18 protein-coding genes and 1 pseudogene are annotated in these 17,461 nt (G+C 67.5%); 5 read left to right on the top strand and 14 right to left on the bottom strand.

Features of this window, described 5'->3' with window-relative positions:
• Position 1: 1 nt before the first annotated feature.
• The 5 genes from AC5Y4H_RS11550 to AC5Y4H_RS11530 form a co-directional block, all read right to left on the bottom strand.
• Positions 2 to 1,177, bottom strand: a complete 1,176-nt coding sequence (locus tag AC5Y4H_RS11550) for a cytochrome P450 (protein ID WP_499981627.1) — start codon at positions 1,175 to 1,177, stop codon at positions 2 to 4.
• A 62-nt stretch (positions 1,178 to 1,239) separates the two neighbouring features.
• Positions 1,240 to 1,944, bottom strand: coding sequence for an NIPSNAP family protein (locus AC5Y4H_RS11545; protein ID WP_499981566.1), 705 nt, complete (start codon positions 1,942 to 1,944; stop codon positions 1,240 to 1,242).
• 4 nt (positions 1,945 to 1,948) lie between these two features.
• Positions 1,949 to 2,512, bottom strand: coding sequence for a hypothetical protein (locus tag AC5Y4H_RS11540; RefSeq protein WP_499981564.1), 564 nt, complete (start codon positions 2,510 to 2,512; stop codon positions 1,949 to 1,951).
• Between the two features lie 137 nt (positions 2,513 to 2,649).
• Positions 2,650 to 3,828 (bottom strand): CaiB/BaiF CoA transferase family protein, encoded by a 1,179-nt coding sequence (locus tag AC5Y4H_RS11535; protein WP_499981562.1) that lies wholly within the window; start codon positions 3,826 to 3,828, stop codon positions 2,650 to 2,652.
• A 64-nt stretch (positions 3,829 to 3,892) separates the two neighbouring features.
• Positions 3,893 to 4,813, bottom strand: coding sequence for an NmrA family NAD(P)-binding protein (locus AC5Y4H_RS11530; protein WP_499981561.1), 921 nt, complete (start codon positions 4,811 to 4,813; stop codon positions 3,893 to 3,895).
• Positions 4,814 to 4,898: 85 nt separating this feature from the next.
• Between AC5Y4H_RS11530 and AC5Y4H_RS11525 the strand changes: the two genes are divergently transcribed.
• Both AC5Y4H_RS11525 and AC5Y4H_RS11520 read left to right on the top strand, forming a co-directional pair.
• Positions 4,899 to 5,387 (top strand): winged helix-turn-helix transcriptional regulator, encoded by a 489-nt coding sequence (locus AC5Y4H_RS11525; protein WP_499981560.1) that lies wholly within the window; start codon positions 4,899 to 4,901, stop codon positions 5,385 to 5,387.
• Positions 5,388 to 5,423: 36 nt separating this feature from the next.
• Positions 5,424 to 6,110 carry a DUF427 domain-containing protein gene (locus tag AC5Y4H_RS11520; protein WP_499981558.1) on the top strand — a complete coding sequence of 229 codons (687 nt, stop codon included), beginning with the start codon at positions 5,424 to 5,426 and terminating at the stop codon, positions 6,108 to 6,110.
• Here AC5Y4H_RS11520 and AC5Y4H_RS11515 read toward each other — a convergent pair.
• From AC5Y4H_RS11515 to AC5Y4H_RS11505, 3 genes are read right to left on the bottom strand one after another with little or no spacing between them, the layout of a single operon-like run.
• A complete protein-coding gene (locus tag AC5Y4H_RS11515) occupies positions 6,094 to 7,278 on the bottom strand; it encodes an acyl-CoA dehydrogenase family protein (protein ID WP_499981556.1) in 1,185 nt (394 codons plus the stop codon). The two genes, AC5Y4H_RS11520 and AC5Y4H_RS11515, sit on opposite strands and share 17 nt — an antisense overlap.
• Entirely contained in the window at positions 7,278 to 8,198 is a 921-nt protein-coding gene (locus tag AC5Y4H_RS11510; RefSeq protein WP_499981554.1) for an LLM class F420-dependent oxidoreductase, read from the bottom strand. Before AC5Y4H_RS11510 ends, AC5Y4H_RS11515 begins: the two co-directional genes overlap by 1 nt.
• A gap of 5 nt (positions 8,199 to 8,203) precedes the next feature.
• Entirely contained in the window at positions 8,204 to 9,094 is an 891-nt protein-coding gene (locus AC5Y4H_RS11505; protein ID WP_499981552.1) for an acyl-CoA thioesterase, read from the bottom strand.
• A gap of 297 nt (positions 9,095 to 9,391) precedes the next feature.
• Here AC5Y4H_RS11505 and AC5Y4H_RS11500 point away from each other — a divergent pair, with 297 nt between their 5' ends.
• From AC5Y4H_RS11500 to AC5Y4H_RS11490, 3 genes are read left to right on the top strand one after another with little or no spacing between them, the layout of a single operon-like run.
• On the top strand, positions 9,392 to 10,210 hold the full coding sequence (locus AC5Y4H_RS11500; RefSeq protein ID WP_499981550.1) for an SMP-30/gluconolactonase/LRE family protein: 819 nt from the start codon (positions 9,392 to 9,394) through the stop codon (positions 10,208 to 10,210).
• Positions 10,211 to 10,225: 15 nt separating this feature from the next.
• Entirely contained in the window at positions 10,226 to 11,056 is an 831-nt protein-coding gene (locus AC5Y4H_RS11495) for a thioesterase family protein (protein WP_499981548.1), read from the top strand.
• A 49-nt stretch (positions 11,057 to 11,105) separates the two neighbouring features.
• A complete protein-coding gene (locus AC5Y4H_RS11490; RefSeq protein ID WP_499981545.1) occupies positions 11,106 to 11,645 on the top strand; it encodes a TetR/AcrR family transcriptional regulator in 540 nt (179 codons plus the stop codon).
• On the opposite strand, the gene AC5Y4H_RS11485 is transcribed toward AC5Y4H_RS11490, so the two are convergent.
• The 6 genes and pseudogenes from AC5Y4H_RS11485 to AC5Y4H_RS11460 all read right to left on the bottom strand — a co-directional run bounded on the left by AC5Y4H_RS11485 (position 11,642) and on the right by AC5Y4H_RS11460 (position 17,386).
• Positions 11,642 to 12,982, bottom strand: coding sequence for an FAD-binding oxidoreductase (locus tag AC5Y4H_RS11485; RefSeq protein ID WP_499981542.1), 1,341 nt, complete (start codon positions 12,980 to 12,982; stop codon positions 11,642 to 11,644). The two genes, AC5Y4H_RS11490 and AC5Y4H_RS11485, sit on opposite strands and share 4 nt — an antisense overlap.
• Before the next feature lie 33 nt (positions 12,983 to 13,015).
• On the bottom strand, positions 13,016 to 13,645 hold the full coding sequence (locus AC5Y4H_RS11480; protein ID WP_499981625.1) for a DNA-3-methyladenine glycosylase I: 630 nt from the start codon (positions 13,643 to 13,645) through the stop codon (positions 13,016 to 13,018).
• 14 nt (positions 13,646 to 13,659) lie between these two features.
• A pseudogene (locus AC5Y4H_RS11475) lies at positions 13,660 to 14,604 on the bottom strand (aldo/keto reductase).
• Between the two features lie 92 nt (positions 14,605 to 14,696).
• Positions 14,697 to 15,287 carry a TetR/AcrR family transcriptional regulator gene (locus AC5Y4H_RS11470; RefSeq protein ID WP_499981541.1) on the bottom strand — a complete coding sequence of 197 codons (591 nt, stop codon included), beginning with the start codon at positions 15,285 to 15,287 and terminating at the stop codon, positions 14,697 to 14,699.
• A 240-nt stretch (positions 15,288 to 15,527) separates the two neighbouring features.
• Positions 15,528 to 16,268: a glucose 1-dehydrogenase gene (locus AC5Y4H_RS11465; protein ID WP_007769272.1), complete on the bottom strand. Its 741-nt coding sequence runs from the start codon at positions 16,266 to 16,268 to the stop codon at positions 15,528 to 15,530.
• 17 nt (positions 16,269 to 16,285) lie between these two features.
• Positions 16,286 to 17,386: an NAD(P)H-dependent amine dehydrogenase family protein gene (locus AC5Y4H_RS11460; protein ID WP_499981538.1), complete on the bottom strand. Its 1,101-nt coding sequence runs from the start codon at positions 17,384 to 17,386 to the stop codon at positions 16,286 to 16,288.
• Between the last annotated feature and the right edge of the window lie 75 nt (positions 17,387 to 17,461).

Raw genomic sequence — 17,461 nt, 5'->3', positions numbered from 1 at the left:
GTCAGACCTCCACCGGAATCTTGTTCCAGCCCCATTGGAAACTGGACGGCAGCCGGGTGGCGGCATCGGCCTCAATCGCGTAGTCGGGCACCCGGCGAAGCCATTCGGCCACCAGCACAGCCACTTCCAGCCGGGCCAGGTGATATCCGATGCAGAAGTGCTGGCCACGGCCGAACGCCAGGGAGCGCCGGATGGGCCGATCCCAGATGAATTCGTCCGGCTCGGGGAATTCGCGCTCGTCGCGATTGGCCGATGCGAGCAGGGTGATGACGCGCTGACCCGGATTCAACGTTTCGCCGTGAATCTCGAAGGGCTTGCGCACCGTTCGCGCGAACCATTGTGCCGGCGCGCAGAATCGGATCATCTCGTCGCGCGCGACGAGCACGTTGTTCTCCAGTTCGGCGCGCACGGCGGCGAGCTGCTGTGGGCGTCGGCTAAGCTCCCAGAGGCCGTGAGCGACGATCTTGGGGACCGTTTCGGTCCCCCCGATGAAGATGCACAGCATCTGGGTCGCGACTTCCATGTCGTCCAGCGTGCTGCCGTCGGGCAGGTGATAGCCCAGCAGTCCATCGATCACGTCGAGTGGCGCCCCGGATGCGTCGGCGCGCCGGCGCGCAACCGCCGGCAGCAGGTACTCGAAATAGTTGGGCCGCGCCTGCCCGGTGTCCACGCCTTCACCGGGCTGCGCCAGGCTGCCTGCGTTGACGGTGGCGAGGACCTCGGGCGCGAGATCGGTGGGGATACCGCATAGTTCGCAGACGATGGCGGCGACCACGATGCCGCCGTAGTCCTGGGTCAGGTCGAACGAACCACCCGGCAGCAGGGCGTCGAGGCGTTCGTTGGCCAGCGCGCGGATTCGGCCTTCCAGGTCCGTGACGGACCGTGGCCGGAACGGGCGAGAGTGGGTGCGCCGGATCTCGCCGTAGAGATCCGCGTCGAACATGGCGTGAAACGGCAGCGGGTGCAGAGGCGGGTCGGCGACCGGCCCGCTGTTGTGTTGTGCCAGAACCGATGCCGGTGGCAGCGTGCCTTCCGAGGCCACGAAGGTGCCGTCGTTGACTTCCAGCACCGTCCAGATGTCCTCGAAGCGTGACAGCGCGAATGTGTCCCACTGCGGCATGTAGTAGAGCGGGTGGTGGTCACGCAGGATCTTGTAGTACGGCAACGGGTTTGCCATCACCGCCGCGTCGAACGGGTCGTAGCGGAAGTCGTCGGTGGTCACGGCGTTGTGTCGTCCCGTCACTGCAGCGGCGACGGCGGGAGCGCCTGCAGAATCGAATCCTCCCAGCCGTCCCGCAACGCGGGCGCCACGCTCATCCAGGTGACGATCTCGGCCGGCGGGCTCTCCTTCCAGGACGGGTAGTGCTCGGCGAAGCAGTCCCAGCCGCCGTCCAGCGCCCAATAATGGATGACTTCGTTGTAGCGGAAGGTCGTGGTGAACGAACCGAGCCAGCGCTTACCGGTCCGTTCCGACCACGGAACGTAGAGCCGCTCCAGTTCGCGGATGTAATCGTCCTGGCGTCCCGGTTTGGTCTGCATGATCTCTTGAATCACCAGCGGCGCAGTGAAATTGGCCTCGCGCAGTTGGGCGATCGTCTTGTTACTGGGCCCGGGGTACATGATGCGACCCTCCCCAGAGGCCCCGATGTCAGCCAGGAACGCGGCCCACTTGCCGGACGCGGCCTCGTGGCTGCCTCCGCGGGCCTGCGCGGCGCCGATCCTGGCGTAATCGGCGAAGCCGTCGACCTCCCAGATGACCGTCACCTGCGGCCAGTGGCCGTTGTACGGCGTGGATTCCCAGACCGCGAACAGCCGGGCGCCCAGTTGCTCCATCATGGGTTGATAGGTGTCGGTGAAGATCTCGCTGAAGCGGTCGCTTCGCCCGGATCCCAGCGAGATCGTCTCGTGCAAGTAGAGAAGCGTGTGTCCGAAGTACTTCTTCATGGCCCTAGTCGAGCCGGATCAGCTCTGAGTCGGCCCCCAACCCCACGTCGCACAGCAGCGTCTCGGTGGCATCGACCGTCGCGCCCGGAATGCCGGCCGCCGCAAGGGCATAGCCCTTGAACATGCGGGCCGCGCCGCTGAGTAGATGCTGCGCCCGGGTCGTCGCACGGTTCACGCCCAGGGGCCAACCCTCACCCCATAGGGCGACCTCGATCAGCCGGTTGTCCAGCGACTCGAGCACCGCGTCACGCACCCGGGCGTCGGCGGCGAATGCCTGCGCGCTGACGGCCAGGCTCGTCGAGCCCGTCCCCAGCCCGGCGAGCTCAGGCTCGAGGTCCGCCGCCCGCACCCCCAGGATGCGCAGCGACCGGGTGTCGCAGCCCCGCGGGAGCAGCACGGTCACTTCCCAACCGGCCATGGCCCTGTCGTAGAGCCAGCCGCCGGCCGACTGCACGACATCGACGGCGCTCGCCGCGACGACGTCGAGCCGGTAACGCAGACCCTTGCCGCTTGCGCGGGTAGCCTGCGCAGCGCTGCTCTTGCTGATGTCGAACGTGGGAGCGACCATCGATCCATTCCTCACCGCCAGTTCGCTGGCGGGTCTCAAGCGCTTGTCATGGGCTGGAGCCGCTTCACGCGTGGGGCGATGCGACTCACCGGACAGCGTGACACTTCCGACGAAATTTGTAAAGCTTCCGCGGCCCGTCAGGAACCGCGGCGCGCCTTGAGGTCGGCAAGCACTTCCTCGGTGTGCTGCCCGAGTTCCGGTGCCGCAGAACGCGGTGCCCACGGCGTCCCATGGAAATCCGCCGGTGTGGCAACCATCGGCACGGCGGCTTGTTCGTCAGCGCCGTCGGGCACATACACAATTCCGCCCGCGGCGTGAAACTGTTCGTCGGCGACGACGTCCTCGAGGGTGTTGATGGGTGACCAGAAGAAGTCCGGTTCGCCGGCGAACACCTCCGCCCACTCGTCGAGCGGGCGGGTCGCAAAGATCTCGTCCAGCGCGGCGATCAGCTCGGCCGCGTTGACGGCGCGGGAACGGGCGTCGGCGAACCGGGGATCGTCGCGCCATTCGGGCCGGCCCACCGCACGGCACAGCGCCGGCCAATGCCGCTCGGGTTCCAGGCCGACGATCCAGAACCGCCGGCCGTCGGCGGCGGCGTAGTTGTTCATGCACGGGTTGCCCATCGTTTCGCGCTGGCCGATCGCGATGGGCTGCCCGCTCATCAGATAGGTGTTGAGGTCGAAGCTCACGGTGTAGGCGCCCTGCCGGTAGAGCGAGGTGGTCACCAGCTGGCCCGTCCCGGTCTGTTCGCGCGCGAGCAGGGCCGCACACACGGCCGCCGCCATCGTCATCCCGGCGGAGTGGTCGCCCATGCCGCCGCGCTGAAACGGGGGCGTGTCGCCGGGGCGGGTGAGCAGGTGGGCCACCCCGGCCCGGGACCAGAAGGCGGCGACGTCGAAGGCGGCGCGGTCGGCGTCGGGCCCCTCTTCGCCGTATCCGGTGATGAGCCCGTAGACCAGACGCGGGTTGGCCGCCGATACCGACTCGAAGTCCAGGCCAAGGCGCTGCAGCGCGCCGGCTCGAACGTTGGTCAGGAAAACGTCTGCGTCGGCAAGCAATTCGAACGCGGTGTCGCGACCGTCCTCGGTCCCGAGGTCCAGCACGACGCTGCGCTTGGACCGGTTGTCCATCTCGAACGGCGGGTTCAGGCCCAGATCGCACCCCAGCATCCGGCCGAACAGGCGTGCCGGATCACCGGTCGGCGGCTCGATCTTGATCACGTCGGCGCCCCAGTCCGCCAGGATGCCGCCGGCTGCCGGTCCGGCCACCCAGACCCCGAGTTCGACGACTTTGACGCCTGCTACCGGTCCCGCCATGGGTAAGTTCCTACCCTGTCGGCGCGCCGGGGTGCACGCATCCCCCCGATTCGGCGGTGCGGCCTCAGCTGGCTACGCGCTGGTCGCGCACCGCGAAGATGCCGTCGTGGTCGAAGGCGCCGCGGTTGGCGCCGACGTAGTCCCCGACGGTCATCGGCCGGTGCCCGCTGATCACCTCGACCAGGTTGTTCTCACCCGCGAAGATGCCGTCCTGGTAGTCCTGCGCGACGCTGCTGATGTGCTGCACGAAAAAGTCCGGGCGGCCCTGCGCGGTCAGCGCCGCGGCGAAGGTGGGGATGCCGATCGGCTCGTAGCGGACCGCGATGCCGAGCGCATCCGACATCTGCTCGGCAATGCCGTAGTGGTCGAGTTCCTCGGCGCCCACCAACGGATAGATCTGCCGATCGTGCGGGGCCGGGTTCTGCAGGATGGCGGCGATGACGCCGGCCTGGTCGCGCCCGGCGATCGGAGCGTGGCGCCCATTGCCGAACGGCAGCCGCAGCACGCCCTCGTCGCCGCTGCGCGCCCACTGCCATTTGAGCCACTCGGCGAAGAACGTCGGGCGCAGATGCGTTGTGCCGAAGGCAAACCGGTCCAGCAGTCGCTCGGCGATCCAGTGCTGCTGTGCGGCATGGCTTTTCGCCTCGCGACGCGCCGAGATCTGCGACATGTTGACCACCGCACGCACGCCCGCCTCGCTCGCTGCCTGGGCAAAGATGGCCGTGGCGGGCAGCAGTTTGCCCGGGGCGATCGGGTAGCAGAAGTAGGCGGCGCTGACGCCGGTCATCGCGGAGCTGACCGCGTTGAAGTCGAGCAAATCACCTTCGACGATCTCGGCGCCCACCTCGGCCAGCGCCTGCGAGCGCTCGTCGCTGCGGTGCACGAACGCGCGCACCCGGCGCCCGGCGTCGAGCAGCATCTCGACGGTGGGCGCACCGGTGTTTCCGGTCGCCCCGGTGATGAGAAAAAGCTGATCCGATGACATTTCCGACTCCCTGAGTAACGGTATCGTTAGTAAGATACAAGCACGATATGCTGAATAACGCAAGCGTTAGCCAAAGGGGCTCGTGATGGAGTTCGAGAACCGGCTGCAGGACCGGCGGCAGTGGTCTATCGGCGAGAGCTGTTCGATGTCGAAGGTCCTCGAGCTGCTGAGTACCAAGACCGCCTTTCAGGTTGTCCGCGAATTGTTCTTTGGTACAAAGCGTTTCGAGGATTTCGTGGAACGCATCGCGACGTCTGCGCCCGCTGTGTCGCGGGCGCTCAAGCAGCTCGAGGCGGCGGGCATCGTCGCGCGTGTTCCCTATCAGGAGCCGGGGCAGCGCGCCCGCGACGAGTACCGGCTGACCGAGGCCGGGGAGGAATTTCTGCCGGTGTTCATGTCGCTGGTGCAGTGGGGAGACGCCTACCTGCAGGACGGATCCGCGCCGCTGGCGTTCGTCGACGCCGACACGGGCCGGGCGGTCGGGGTGCGCGTGACCACCGACACCGGCACGCCGGGCAAGCGTTCGGCGGACATCCGGATCGAACGCGCCGCCACCACTCGGCGCCGCACCTGATTGGGTAGAGCGAGGGCAAGCAACCGGGAGGCACGCATGAGTTTGGTGGCCGGGCGTGGTCCGCTCAGCAGCGATCCCGCGGGGCGCTTCTCACCCGCGATACCCGACGGCGTCGTCTACGTCGCACCGCACCCCCGGCGCGTGCAGGCCGTCAGGGACGGCCGCGTGGTGATCGACACCGAACGGGCGCTGATGGTGCACCGGCGCGGCCGGCCGCTGAGCTATGCCTTCGCGGCCGACGAGGTCGGCGACCTACCGAGCGAGCCGGAACCCGAGGCACCGGGTTTCGTCCGGGTGCCCTGGGACGCGGTCGACACGTGGCTGGAAGAGGGGCGCAGGCTGGTGCACTACCCGCCCAACCCCTACCACCGCGTCGATTGCCGTCCGACCCAACGCCGCCTGCGCGTCCGTGTCGACGGCAACACGCTGGTGGACACCGATGACACGGTGATCGTGTTCGAGACCGCACTCGCCCCACGGCTCTACGTCGACCCCGCACATGTGCGCACCGACCTGCTGCGGCGCTCCGAGACGGAGAGTTACTGCAACTACAAGGGCTTTGCGACGTATTGGTCGTTCGTCTCGGCCGACCATGTCGTCTCCGACATCGCGTGGAGCTACCCCGGCCCGCCGCCGGAAAGCCTGCCCATCGAGGGATTCCTGAGCTTCGACGACACGCGCGTCGAGATGACGGCCGAGCTGCCGGTCAGCGACCGTAGCTAGGACGTCCGAGCCCCAGCTCGTGCTGGGCGATCATGTTGCGGAATACCTCCATGGTGCCGCCGTAGATACCGGCGGGCACGCCGTGCCGGAAGATGAATTCGATGCCGCCGTTATCGGCGACGTCCGCGGAACCCGTTGTGCCGGTGGGCAGTGTCGATGCCGTCCCGAGCAGGTCCATCAACTCCTGGGAAACCTCCCGCATGGTCTGGATGAGCCCTACCCGCCCGTACATTCCGGGAGTCGACATGGCAGCCTCGATGCGGGCCATGCAGCGCCCGAGCCGGTATTTCGTAGCATCGTCGTCGATCGGGCGCCGCCCGGTCGCATCGGGCGTGGCCAGGACCGCCGCGACCCCATCGGCCGCCTCGGCCATCAGGTGGCCGTGCTCCGACAGCATCGAAATATTCTGCAGGCCATGGTCTTCGGCGTCGGTAATGCCATGCTCGGCATCGAGGGCGAACCGCATCACCGTCCAGCCGCCGTTGACCTCACCGATTCGATAGAGATCATCGACCCGCACGTCGCTGTAGTACACGATGTTGGTGCGGTCACCGTCGAGCGTGCGGATCCCCTGGATCTCGATGCCCGGCGAGTCAAGCGGCACCAGAAACATGGTCAGGTTTTTGTGTTTGCGTCCCTGCGGATCGGTGTTGGTCAGCAGGAAGACGTACTTGGCGTTCTGCGCGTTCGAGGTGAACATCTTGGAGCCATTGATGATCCAGGCCGATCCGTCCCGGACGGCGCGCGTCTTGCAGGTGGCCACGTCGGAGCCGCCCTCGGGCTCGGTGTAGCCCAGGCAGAGCCGGATCTCCCCGGACAGCACGCCCGGCAGTATCGCGTCGGCGAGTTCGGCCGCCCCGAATTGCTTCACCAACCGCGCGACGGTTGCCGTGGTGCCCCAGTGGAACCACGGCGTGTGAGCACGGCCGATCTCGAGGTGGAAGATCCGCCGGCGCACCGGATTGAATCCGCCCTCGGATTCCAGCTTCCAGTCCGACGTCAGGTAGCCCGCCGCGCCCAGCGCCAAATGCACCGGCTCGCTGAAGTTTTCGCCGGTCTCGCGATCACGGCGACGAACTTCGTCGGTGACGTGCTCAGCGATGAAAGCCCGGGTCTCGTCGAGGAATTTCTGATCCTCGGGCGAAAGTTCGACGCGCGAGAAGTCCATCAGGCCGCGTCGATCACCAGGGTGCGGAACCGGTCGAGGGTCTCGAGCGCGTGCGTCATGCTGTCGCCGGGCAGGTGGATGCCGACCCAGGTCACGCCCAGCCTCGCCAGCTTGTCCAGGCCTTCGAGGTAGGCGTCGGCGTTGAAGTCGTCGCTCGCGGGGCTGCCGCCCTCGAAGTTGGTGAAGGTGATGTCGATATCCGACCAATCCCGTTGCGCCGCATCGCATCTGCGCCGGAGGTCGTCGATGCCGTCGGCGAGCTTCTGCACGGAGTCGATGACGGCGGTGCCGGCCGTCTGGGCCAGCTGCGGGGGCGCGGGAAACGGGCACCAGCCGTCGCCGTACTGGGCCACCCGCTGCCGCGATGACGACGTGTTGCCGCCGATCCAGATCGGCGGATGCGGATCGCTGACCGGCCGGGGATGCGCGGTGATGCCACGCGCGCTGAAATGCTTGCCCCCAAAGGAGATGTCGTCGCCGGTCCAGACGGCCCGGATCACCTGGAGGGATTCCTCGAACAGCTCGGCGCGCTCGTCGAAGCTCACCCCGAGGGCCGCGAACTCGCGCTTGAGGTAGCCCACGCCCACCGCGAGCGTGAATCGCCCACCGGAGAGCAGGTCCAGGGTGGCGCCGGACTTGGCCACCACGAACGGGTTTCGGTACGGCAGCACCACGATGTTGGGGATCAGCCGCAGCGTGGACGTCGTGGCCGCGGCGAAACCCAGCGCGACGAAGGGGTCCAACGCGTCGTGTCCGCCGGCTTCCAGCCACCGCTGTGAGGGCGCCGGGTGATCGGTGAAACCGAAACCGTGAATTCCGGCCGCCTCGGCGGCCGCGGCCACCTTGCCGATGCCGTCCCCACTCACCAGCTCCGGGTTGTACGGATGAGTGTGCATCGGGTGGGTGATGGTGAACCGCATGGCCGTTAGAACCGCGCGCGCGAGTCGATCGCCGTGTCGCTGGTGCGCAGCGGACGGATCAGCGCCTCCTGGGCGAACGAGGCGAGCAGTTCGCCTTCCTCGGAATGCACGGTGCCGCGCACGTACGACATGCCCGCGCCTACCTGGGTGCTCTCGTGCGTGTAGAGCAGCCACCCGGTCCAGTCCACCGGTTCGTGGAACGAAACCGAGATGCTCATCGGTGCGGTCGACACGGTCAGGTGCGCCTGGGCGGTGCCGATGCCTTCGTGCGCCCGCATCGTGGTGGAGATGCCGAGATGGCCGGTGAAGTACGCGAGCAGCGCCTTGGCCAGCTCGTCGCGGGTCGGGATCGGGTCATAGTGCAGCCACGCGTAGAGCTCCGGCGGGCCGACCTCGTCGGGGCTGTTGACGTCGACGACGTCGACCAGGCGCAGCTCGCGGCCGACCATCGGCATCGGTGAGTGGTGCGCGTCGGCCGGGGCGGCCACCTGCGGGCGCGGCAGGTGGTGACGGATCACGTCGTCGGTCGGGACGTCGGCCAGCACCGTGATGCTCAGGCAGCGTCGGCCGTTCTGGTGCACGGCGACCACGGCGGTGGCGGTGGAGCGGCCTTCGGAAACGACGTCCACAACGAGTTCGATGGGCGGCCCAACGGTCACTGCGCGCGAAAACACCGCGTGCGCCGAGCGCACCGACTTGTCCGGGAACCGCTTGGCCGCGGCGACGATCGCCTGCGCGAGCACCTGGGTGCCCTCCACCACCTGGCGTTCGTCGCCCGAAACGATGCCGGTCTCACCGGTGAATCGGTCTTGCCCGTCTTCCTTCACGTCAAACAGATCCAGCAGGCCCTGCACGGTCCATTCGGTCTGCGCGGATGCCTCGGACGCCTTCGTCAACCCACTTCACCTCTCACGCTCGCGACTCAGCGCTCAGCGTGACACTTTGGGTAGGATTTGTAAAGCTTGGCTAACAAGACGACGGCCGCCACGACCGTTGCGTCAGCGGAACACACAGCTAGGCAACGTAATTGGGCATCGTGACCACCACTTCGGAGACGGTGTTCACGCAGTGGGCCGACACGGTGTACGAAGCGCGCGAGCTCGCCCGATCGGCAGATTGACACCGGTACCCGCGGTGCGTGACACTTTTTCGGTGTTTTGTAAAGGGAACCGATTTGCCGAAGGCGGGGACGGATGATTCCCGAGCCGCTGGCCAACGGATTCTGCTTCGGTGAGGGCCCGCGCTGGTTCGAGGGCCTGTTGTGGTTCTCCGACATGCTGGGCGAGGCCGTCCACACGGCGACCATGGGCGGGTCGCTGACCACGCTGCCGCTGCCCGGGCACTCGCCGTCGGGCCTGGGCTTCCGGCCCGACGGCTCACTGCTGATCGCCTCGACCGAGGACCGGCAGGTGCTGCGCTATGACGGCGAAACCGTCGTGACCATCGCCGATCTCGCCGACCTGGCGCCGGCCGCCCTCGGCGACATGGTCATCGACGACGTGGGCCGCGCCTACATCGGCTGCCAGGCACTGCAGGGTGGCGTCATCATTCGGCTAGACCCCGACGACGGCGCCACCGTCGTCGCGGAAGACCTCGACTTCCCCAACGGCATGGCGATCACGCCGGATCGCGGGACGCTGATCGTCGCAGAATCCACCGGCCGGCGGCTTACCGCGTTGTCGATCGGCGACGACGGCGCACTGTCCGACCGCCGCGCTTTCGCCGAAGGCCTGGACGGGCCGCCCGACGGCATCGCGCTGGACGCCGACGGCGGGGTGTGGGCATCCATGACGCTGGCCCATCAGTTCGAGCGGATCGTGGCGGGCGGCACCGTGACCGACCGCATCGACATGGGCGATCGGGTGGCCATCGCCTGCGCCCTCGGCGGTCCGCAGCGCCGCACCCTGTTTCTGTTGTCGAGTACGGAGGCATATCCTCAGCGCCTGATCGGCACCCGGCTTTCCCGGCTGGATGCCGTCACGGTGACCACCCCCGGCGCCGGCCTGCCCTGACCCGAGAGGTTAACGATGACCGACGCCTATTACGAGCTGATCGACCAGGTCGGCGAAGACGCCGGGTTGGGCGAGAAGTTCCGGGCGACCGACCTGGCGCGCGGCACCTGGTCGGCGGCGATCCAGCATGGCGGTCCGGTGTCGGCGCTGCTGGTCCGGGCGCTGGAGCGGTGCGAACAGCGCGACGACACGCGCCTGTCCCGGGTCGTCATCGACCTGTTGGGCGGGGTACCGGCCGAGGGTGATCTGTCGGTGCGCGCCCGGCTGGAACGCCCCGGCAAGCAGATCGAACTGCTCAGCGCCGAGATGCTGGCCCCCGGCCCCGACGGCGCACCGCGGCCCGTCGCCCGCGCCACCGGATGGCGGCTGCAGCACCAGGACACGCAATCCCTGGCGCACGCCGCGGAGCCGCCGCCCCGGCCGCGGGCCGAGGCTTTCGACCGCAACCTCAAGGCGCGGGACTGGGACCGCAATTACGTGCACAGCCTCGAATGGCTGTGGCTGACCGAGCCGCTCAGCGAGGGGCCCGGCGAATCCTGGATCAGCCCGACCGTCGACCTGGTCAACGGCGAATCCATGACCCAGCTGGAGCGGCTGTTCGCGGTGGCCGACTGCGCCAACGGCATCGGCAGCAAGCTCGACATCACCAAATGGACATTCCTCAACACCGATCTGGCCGTGCACGTATTTCGTGTTCCCGACGGCGACTGGATCGGCATTCGGGCGGAGACCAGCTACGGGCCGGACGGCATCGGGACGACGGTCGGCACGTTGTTCGACGAGCAGGGCGCGGTCGGCGCCATCCAGCAGTCGGTGCTGGTGCGCCGGCGCCCGCCTCGGGCCTAACGTGGGAGCGAATGACGATGACACGCCGACACCGCGAAAAGTTTGCATCATGAGCCAACGGGCGACGACGATCGCCGAAAACGACACCTCGACGCGTCAGCGCATCCTGGCGGCCACCGCCGAAGTGCTCGGCCGCAACGGCAAGACCAAACTCAGCCTGTCCGACGTCGCCACCCAGGCGGGCGTCTCCCGCCCGACGCTGTACCGCTGGTTCGCATCCAAAGAGGAGTTGCTGTCGGCGTTTTCGGCCTACGAGCGCCAGATCTTCGAAAGCGGTCTGGTGAAGGCAACCGCGGGCCTGAAGGGCGTGGACAAGCTCGACGCCGTGCTGCGGTTCATCGTCGAATACCAGCACTCGTATTCCGGGGTGCGTATGGTCGACGTCGAGCCCGAGCACACCATCGCCCAATTCTCCTGGGTCATCCCGCAAATGCGCGAGGGCCTGCAGCGGCACCTGCCCGGGCCCAACGCGGCGGTCAAGGCGGCGACGGTCATCCGGATTGCGATATCGCACTACATCGTGCGAAGCGATGACGCGGACCAGTTTCTGGCGCAGCTGCGCCACGCGGTCGGAATCAAGGGTGGCTAGTCGAACAACACCGCGGCGTTGAGATAACCCGTCGGATCCAGTGCGGCTTTGACCGTGCGCATCGCCGCGATGTCGGCGGGCCCGCGGGACATCGCGAGGTAGGGCCGCTTGCGGCTGCCGACGCCGTGCTCTGAGCTGACGTTGCCGCCGGATCGCGCGATGAGGTCCATCATCTGCTCGTACAGCGCCCGCTCACGGTCGGCCGGGCAGCGCAACACATTCAGGTGCAGGTTGCCCTCACCGACGTGACCGAACAGCACCGGCAGCGCGTCGGGGACATGCGTGTGGACCAAATCGACTGCGTGTCTTTCGAATTCGCTGATCGTCGCCAGCGGCAGCGAGACGTCGAACTTCAGCGGGGGCCCGTACACGCCGAGCACGTCCGCCAGCGATTCCCGGACCTCCCACAGCCGTTGCTGCGCAGCAAGATCCACGCCGACCGCGGGATCGGCGCGCACCGGCACATCATCGAGCAGCTCGGCGAGCCGCTCGGTCTGGTCGTGATCGGCGGCCAATTCCACCAGCAGCAGCCACTCGCCGGTGACCGGGGCGCCGACGCCGCGGTGCTCCCGGGTCAGCGCGGCGCCACGGCCGTCGATCAATTCCAGGGCCGCGATGCCGTCCACGTCGCGAAACACCCGACTCACCGCCACCAGCGCGTCGAGGTCGGCGAACCCGCAGATCGCCGTCACGCGGTGCGCCGGCGTGGCGTGCAGCCGCAGGTCCAGCTCGGTGATTACGCCCAGGGTGCCCTCCGCACCGACGAACAGCGCCGGCAGGTCGTAGCCGGTGTTGTCCCGGCGTACCCGGCTGTGCCGTCGTAGCAGCGTGCCGTCGGGCAGCGCCACCTGCACGCCGACCACCTGCTCGCCCATGTTGCCGTAGCGGACCGTGCGCAGCCCGCCGGCGTTCGTCGACGCCATCCCGCCCACGGTCGCGGTGTCGCGGGCCGCCAGGTCCACGCCGAACACCAAACCTGCTGCGGCGGCGGCCCGTTGCACCGCGCCCAGGGTGGCTCCGGCGCCGGTCTCGATGCGCCGTTCGACGGTGTCGATGTCACCGACGGCGTGCAGCCGCTCGGTGGACAGCAACACGTCGTCGTGCTCGGGGACGGTGCCGGCCACCAGCGAGGTGCGGCCGCCCTGCACCGTCACATGCGCCCCGGCGTCCCGGCAGACCCGCAGCACCTCGGCGACCTGCTCGGCCGAGCCCGGCCGCACCAACGCGCTCGCCGTGCCCCGATACCGGCCGGTGTAGTCGACGCTGCGCGCCGCCAGCACGTCGGGGTCGGTGACGACGTGGTTCGATCCGACCAGGCTCGCCAGGCTGCGCAGCATGATCGCGGTTATAGCACCGCCGGGCCGCATCGCTCACGCCGGCCGCATGTTGTGCGGTTTCAGCCAGAGGGAGGCGGCACCGCGGAAACATGCTTCGAAATGGCCGTTCTCGATTCCCACGGTCTGCATGAACGAGTGGGCGACGACGCGGCCGACATGCCGAAATCCCGCCTCCCGCAACATGCGGGCGAGATGATCGGACTCCGGGCTGGTCATCCGGCCGTCGGCCCAGCTCCGCAACCGATGGTGATGGGGGGGTTTGTGTCTCCAGGCCAGCTGCGCCAGCGAGTGTTCGGACAGCAGGCGGGCGTTGTGCAGCGTCGCCTCGATCTTTCGCCGATTGCGAATGATGCTGGTATCGGCCATCATTCGCTCGACGTCCTCGTCCGTCATCGCGGCCACCGCGGCCGGGTCGAACCCGTGAAACGCGGCGCGCAGGTTGTCCCGCTTGTCGAAGACGGTCCCCCAGGAAAGGCCGTTCTCGAAATAGGTCAGCACCAGCGCCTCGAACAGTTCGGCCTCGTCGCGGGTCGGCCTGCCCCACTCGCGGTCGTGATAGGCGGTCAGATCGCGGCCCGTCTCGGTGGCCCAGCGACACCGGACGACGCCGTCGGCACCGGACACCACGGTGGGCAGGTGTGCCGGTACGTCGACACCGGCCATCGCCTTCACCGCGCCTATCCCTTCGGCACTTCGGCGAATCCCGGTTCTCCGCCGTCCACAACGGAATTGAACCGGATTCGAGTCTCCAGGCGCTCGCTTATCTCGTGGATCACACTCTCGGGAAGTGTGGTGACGTCGAAGTTTTCGCGGATGCGGGCGGGGTTGACCGATCCGGTGAGAACCGCGCTGCCACGCTGGATGCCCCAGGCTAAAAGCACTTGCGCCGGTGTCTTCCCGAACTGCTGGGCCAACGAAACGATGAGGGGGTCGTCGAGCAATCAAGGTTCCAATGCATGCCCCAGCGACGCGAACGCCAGTAAAACGATGCCCTCGGCCGTCAGATATTCGTGCAGGTCCCACTGCGGATGGTAAGGGTGCGACTCGACCTCCACGACCGCCGGGATGATGCGGGCGGTTTCGACGACCTGGCGGGTGCATTCGACGTCTATGTCGGACAGGCCGATCGCGCCGGTAAGTCCCTCGTCGACAAGGCTTTCCATCGCGGCCCAGGTTTCCTCTAGGGTGACGCCGGTGTCATAAACGACAGCTCCGTGGACGTCGCGGGGATCCTGGTCGTCGCCGGGCTGGAAGGCGAACGGCGTGTGCACCAGATACAGATCGACGGTGTCGAGGCCGAGCCTGCTCAGGCTGGCCCGTAGCGCGGGCCGGACCCGTTCGGGTCGATGGTTGTTATTCCACAGCTTGGTGGTCACGAACAAGTCCTCCCGCCGGACGGTCCCGTCGGCGAACAGCTCTTTGAGCGCCGCACCCACCTCGGCTTCATTGCGGTAGCGCTCGGCGGCGTCGAGGTGGCGGAAGCCGGCCTCGACCGCGGCCTTGACGGCGTCGCGGGTTTGAGCGTTGTCCGAAAGTGACGTCCCGAAGCCGAGCGCCGGAACGTGACGGTTGCCGTGGTTCAAGGGGAATGTCTGCTGATTGGGGTCGGTGATCGTTGCCATTTCAATCGCGCTCCTCGTCTGCGCTTGGATTTATAAATGACCAGTCGTCTGTTTAACGACACGCGCCGGTGCGGCATTCCGGTCCTGGTCGGTCAGCGCAGCAGCGCGGGGACAGTGGCCGCTTCGAATCGATCGTAGGGCGTGCGACTGCGGGTGACCTTGCCGCGAAGGGCCGCCCCTTCCCACGCCTCGATCAACTGGGCAGCGACCTCGCCCGGATCAAGGTCTTCGCGAATGCCGTCGGACGCTTGCTGGCCGGACTGCACACAGGCCGCCAGCGCGGCGTCCCAGCGGCCGAGAATGCGGAGGAGCTCCGCGCGCGCGGTTTCGCTCGAACCACCGAGCTCGAGCGAGAGGTTGCCGACCAGGCAGCCGAGCAGAAATCGGCCGGCCTGGTGTTCGTCGGCGAGCGCGTGGAAGAAGCGTGTGATGCGCTCCTGCGCAGGCCCGTGCTCCCGCAGAATCGGAACGAGCCGCCGCTCGATATCGGCCCAGTAATGGTCGAGGATCGCGGCGCCGAACGCCTCCTTGCTGGCGAAATAGGCATAGAACGACCCCTTCGGCACGCCGGCCGCGTCGGTGATGTCCTTGACACCACTGGCCGCGAACCCGCGTGCATATATGAGGTCGAGGCCCGCCGACAGCAGGCGGTTACGCACTTCCGGATTAGCTGGCCTTGGCATATACCCATAGTAGTCGACCGGTCATCTATATCCTGGCCCGTCGCGGACCAGGGGCATATGCACAGTTGCCCGCCTCCGAGCGACAGCTGGTCACGCGGGAGCGACCGGGAATGACCGGAGGTGACCGGGACTGACCGGGAGCGACGGGGAACGACCGCAACCTCAGCTTGTTGTCGCTCGGAGGCGGGCAACAGGAACATTCCCTCCGGGCAGGGAAACCGCGCGCCTATAGCGCAGCCCCTAGAACTCCTTGTGATTCACGTCGGTGACGAGGCCGCCGTCCATCACGTACTCGCTGCCGGTGGAGTACGACGACTCGTCGCTGGCCAGGAACAGCACGAAGGTGGCGACCTCACGCACCTCGCCCGGACGCCCGAGCGGGATCGTCACCATGTCCTCGGGCAGGTGCGCGGTCATCGGGGTGCGGATAAACCCCGGGTGCACCGAGTTCACCCGAATGTTGTGCGGCGCCAGCTCCAACGCCGCCGACTTCGCCAGCCCGCGCACGCCCCACTTGGACGCGACGTAGGGGTGCACCATGGGCGCGCCGCGCAGGCCCTCGATGGACGACACGTTGATGATCGACCCACCGCCGGCCGCGATCATCGGCTCGACGGACGCCCGCATGCCCAGGAACGTCCCGGTCAGATTGACGTCAATCACCTTCTGCCACTTGGCCAGATCGAAGCTCTTGAGCGGGCCGAGCGCGACGGTCCCGGCGTTGTTGACCAGCACGTTGAGCTTGCCGAATTCGCCGACCGCGGTGGCGACGGCGGCGTCCCACTGGTCCGGCTGGGTGACGTCGAGGTGCACGTAGCGCGCGGAGTCGCCGATCTCATCGGCCAGCGCCTTGCCCTGGTCGTCCAGGATGTCGCCGATAACGACCTTGGCGCCTTCCTCGACCAGCAGGCGCGCATCTTCGGCTCCCATACCGCCGGCTCCACCACTGATCAGCGCTACCTTGCCGTCTACCCGACCCACGTGGGTCTCCTTTCGAGTTAGGTGGTCACCAAAGTGCTTGGTGCGTAAAGGCCTTTGCCCGTTACCAGGGGCAAGTCAAGTGTGGTCCGGATGCCCGGAGGCGCCGCGATCACAGCGGGAATCGCGTTGACGACGCGGCCCGCGGCGCCCGCGATCGCCGCGTGGTTGTGGTCGCCCTTGCGGGAGCTCGGGATGATGTCGACCGCATACGACGGCTCACCGGTGATCTCGACGCGGTACGAGCCGTCGCCGGAGGCCGGCTGGGGCAGGTCGGGGCGCAGATCGGGCCGCAACCGGGTGACGTGCTCGATGACGATCGCGGGGTGACCCTTGACCATGCCGCGAATCTCGAACTGCAACACGGCCACCGTGCCCTTGGCCACGTGGCCGACCGCGATGTCGAAATCCTCGGGTGCGGGCTCGCGCTGGTAGGACTCGGTGATCTCGTCGACCTCGATGCCGAGGCCGGCCGCCAGCTGACGGATCGCCGTTCCCCAGGCGATGCTGAGGATCCCCGGCTGCAGCAGCATCGGGATCTCGTCCATGGGCCGTGCGAAGCCCATGTAGTCCATGACCTCGGTCCCGTTATAAGACGCGTAGTCGTGAATCTCCATGCAGCGCACCTGCTCGATGCGCTGACAGGTGCCCGCGAGCGCGAACGGGATCAGGTCGTTGGCGAACCCCGGATCGACGCCGCTGATGAAGATGCTCGAATTGCCTTGCTTGGCAGCGTCTTCCACGCGGGCGATGTATTTGTCGGGCATCACGCCCCAGGGGTATTGCAGCAGCCCGGGCGACGACCCGACGACGTTGATGCCGGCGGCCAGGATGCGCATCACGTCGGCCATCGCCTCGGGTAGCCGGGTGTCACCCATCGCGCAGTAGACGACGCAGTCGGGCTTGGCGGCGATGATCGCGTCCAGGTCATTGACCGCCGTGACGCCGGTGACGACGCCGGCGTCCAGGCCGACGCCGCACAGCTCGCCGGCGTCCCTGCCCACCTTTTCCGGAGTCGAGACGCACACCCCGATCAGTTCGAACTGCGGGTTGGTGATGAGTTCGGCGAGGGCCAACCCTCCGACATTCCCGGTGCCGACGTGCGCGACGCGGATCGCCATGAGAGTCTCCGTCCGTTGAGCGCTCAAACTTTTCTAGACACTAGTCCATTAATTTCGAAGCGCATACCTGTCCAA

The organism is Mycobacterium sp. NGS58 (genome assembly GCF_059812385.1).
The sequence above is the reverse complement of the archived record's forward strand: the minus strand, read 5'-3'. Positions and strand labels throughout refer to the sequence as shown.

Coding starts and splice junctions, on each gene's coding strand:
- AC5Y4H_RS11550 (WP_499981627.1), bottom strand. CDS start 1,177: ATGGCAAACCCGTTGCCGTACTACAAGATCCTGCGTGACCACCACCCG.
- AC5Y4H_RS11545 (WP_499981566.1), bottom strand. CDS start 1,944: ATGAAGAAGTACTTCGGACACACGCTTCTCTACTTGCACGAGACGATC.
- AC5Y4H_RS11540 (WP_499981564.1), bottom strand. CDS start 2,512: ATGGTCGCTCCCACGTTCGACATCAGCAAGAGCAGCGCTGCGCAGGCT.
- AC5Y4H_RS11535 (WP_499981562.1), bottom strand. CDS start 3,828: ATGGCGGGACCGGTAGCAGGCGTCAAAGTCGTCGAACTCGGGGTCTGG.
- AC5Y4H_RS11530 (WP_499981561.1), bottom strand. CDS start 4,813: ATGTCATCGGATCAGCTTTTTCTCATCACCGGGGCGACCGGAAACACC.
- AC5Y4H_RS11525 (WP_499981560.1), top strand. CDS start 4,899: ATGGAGTTCGAGAACCGGCTGCAGGACCGGCGGCAGTGGTCTATCGGC.
- AC5Y4H_RS11520 (WP_499981558.1), top strand. CDS start 5,424: ATGAGTTTGGTGGCCGGGCGTGGTCCGCTCAGCAGCGATCCCGCGGGG.
- AC5Y4H_RS11515 (WP_499981556.1), bottom strand. CDS start 7,278: ATGGACTTCTCGCGCGTCGAACTTTCGCCCGAGGATCAGAAATTCCTC.
- AC5Y4H_RS11510 (WP_499981554.1), bottom strand. CDS start 8,198: ATGCGGTTCACCATCACCCACCCGATGCACACTCATCCGTACAACCCG.
- AC5Y4H_RS11500 (WP_499981550.1), top strand. CDS start 9,392: ATGATTCCCGAGCCGCTGGCCAACGGATTCTGCTTCGGTGAGGGCCCG.
- AC5Y4H_RS11495 (WP_499981548.1), top strand. CDS start 10,226: ATGACCGACGCCTATTACGAGCTGATCGACCAGGTCGGCGAAGACGCC.
- AC5Y4H_RS11490 (WP_499981545.1), top strand. CDS start 11,106: ATGAGCCAACGGGCGACGACGATCGCCGAAAACGACACCTCGACGCGT.
- AC5Y4H_RS11485 (WP_499981542.1), bottom strand. CDS start 12,982: ATGCTGCGCAGCCTGGCGAGCCTGGTCGGATCGAACCACGTCGTCACC.
- AC5Y4H_RS11480 (WP_499981625.1), bottom strand. CDS start 13,645: ATGGCCGGTGTCGACGTACCGGCACACCTGCCCACCGTGGTGTCCGGT.
- AC5Y4H_RS11470 (WP_499981541.1), bottom strand. CDS start 15,287: ATGCCAAGGCCAGCTAATCCGGAAGTGCGTAACCGCCTGCTGTCGGCG.
- AC5Y4H_RS11460 (WP_499981538.1), bottom strand. CDS start 17,386: ATGGCGATCCGCGTCGCGCACGTCGGCACCGGGAATGTCGGAGGGTTG.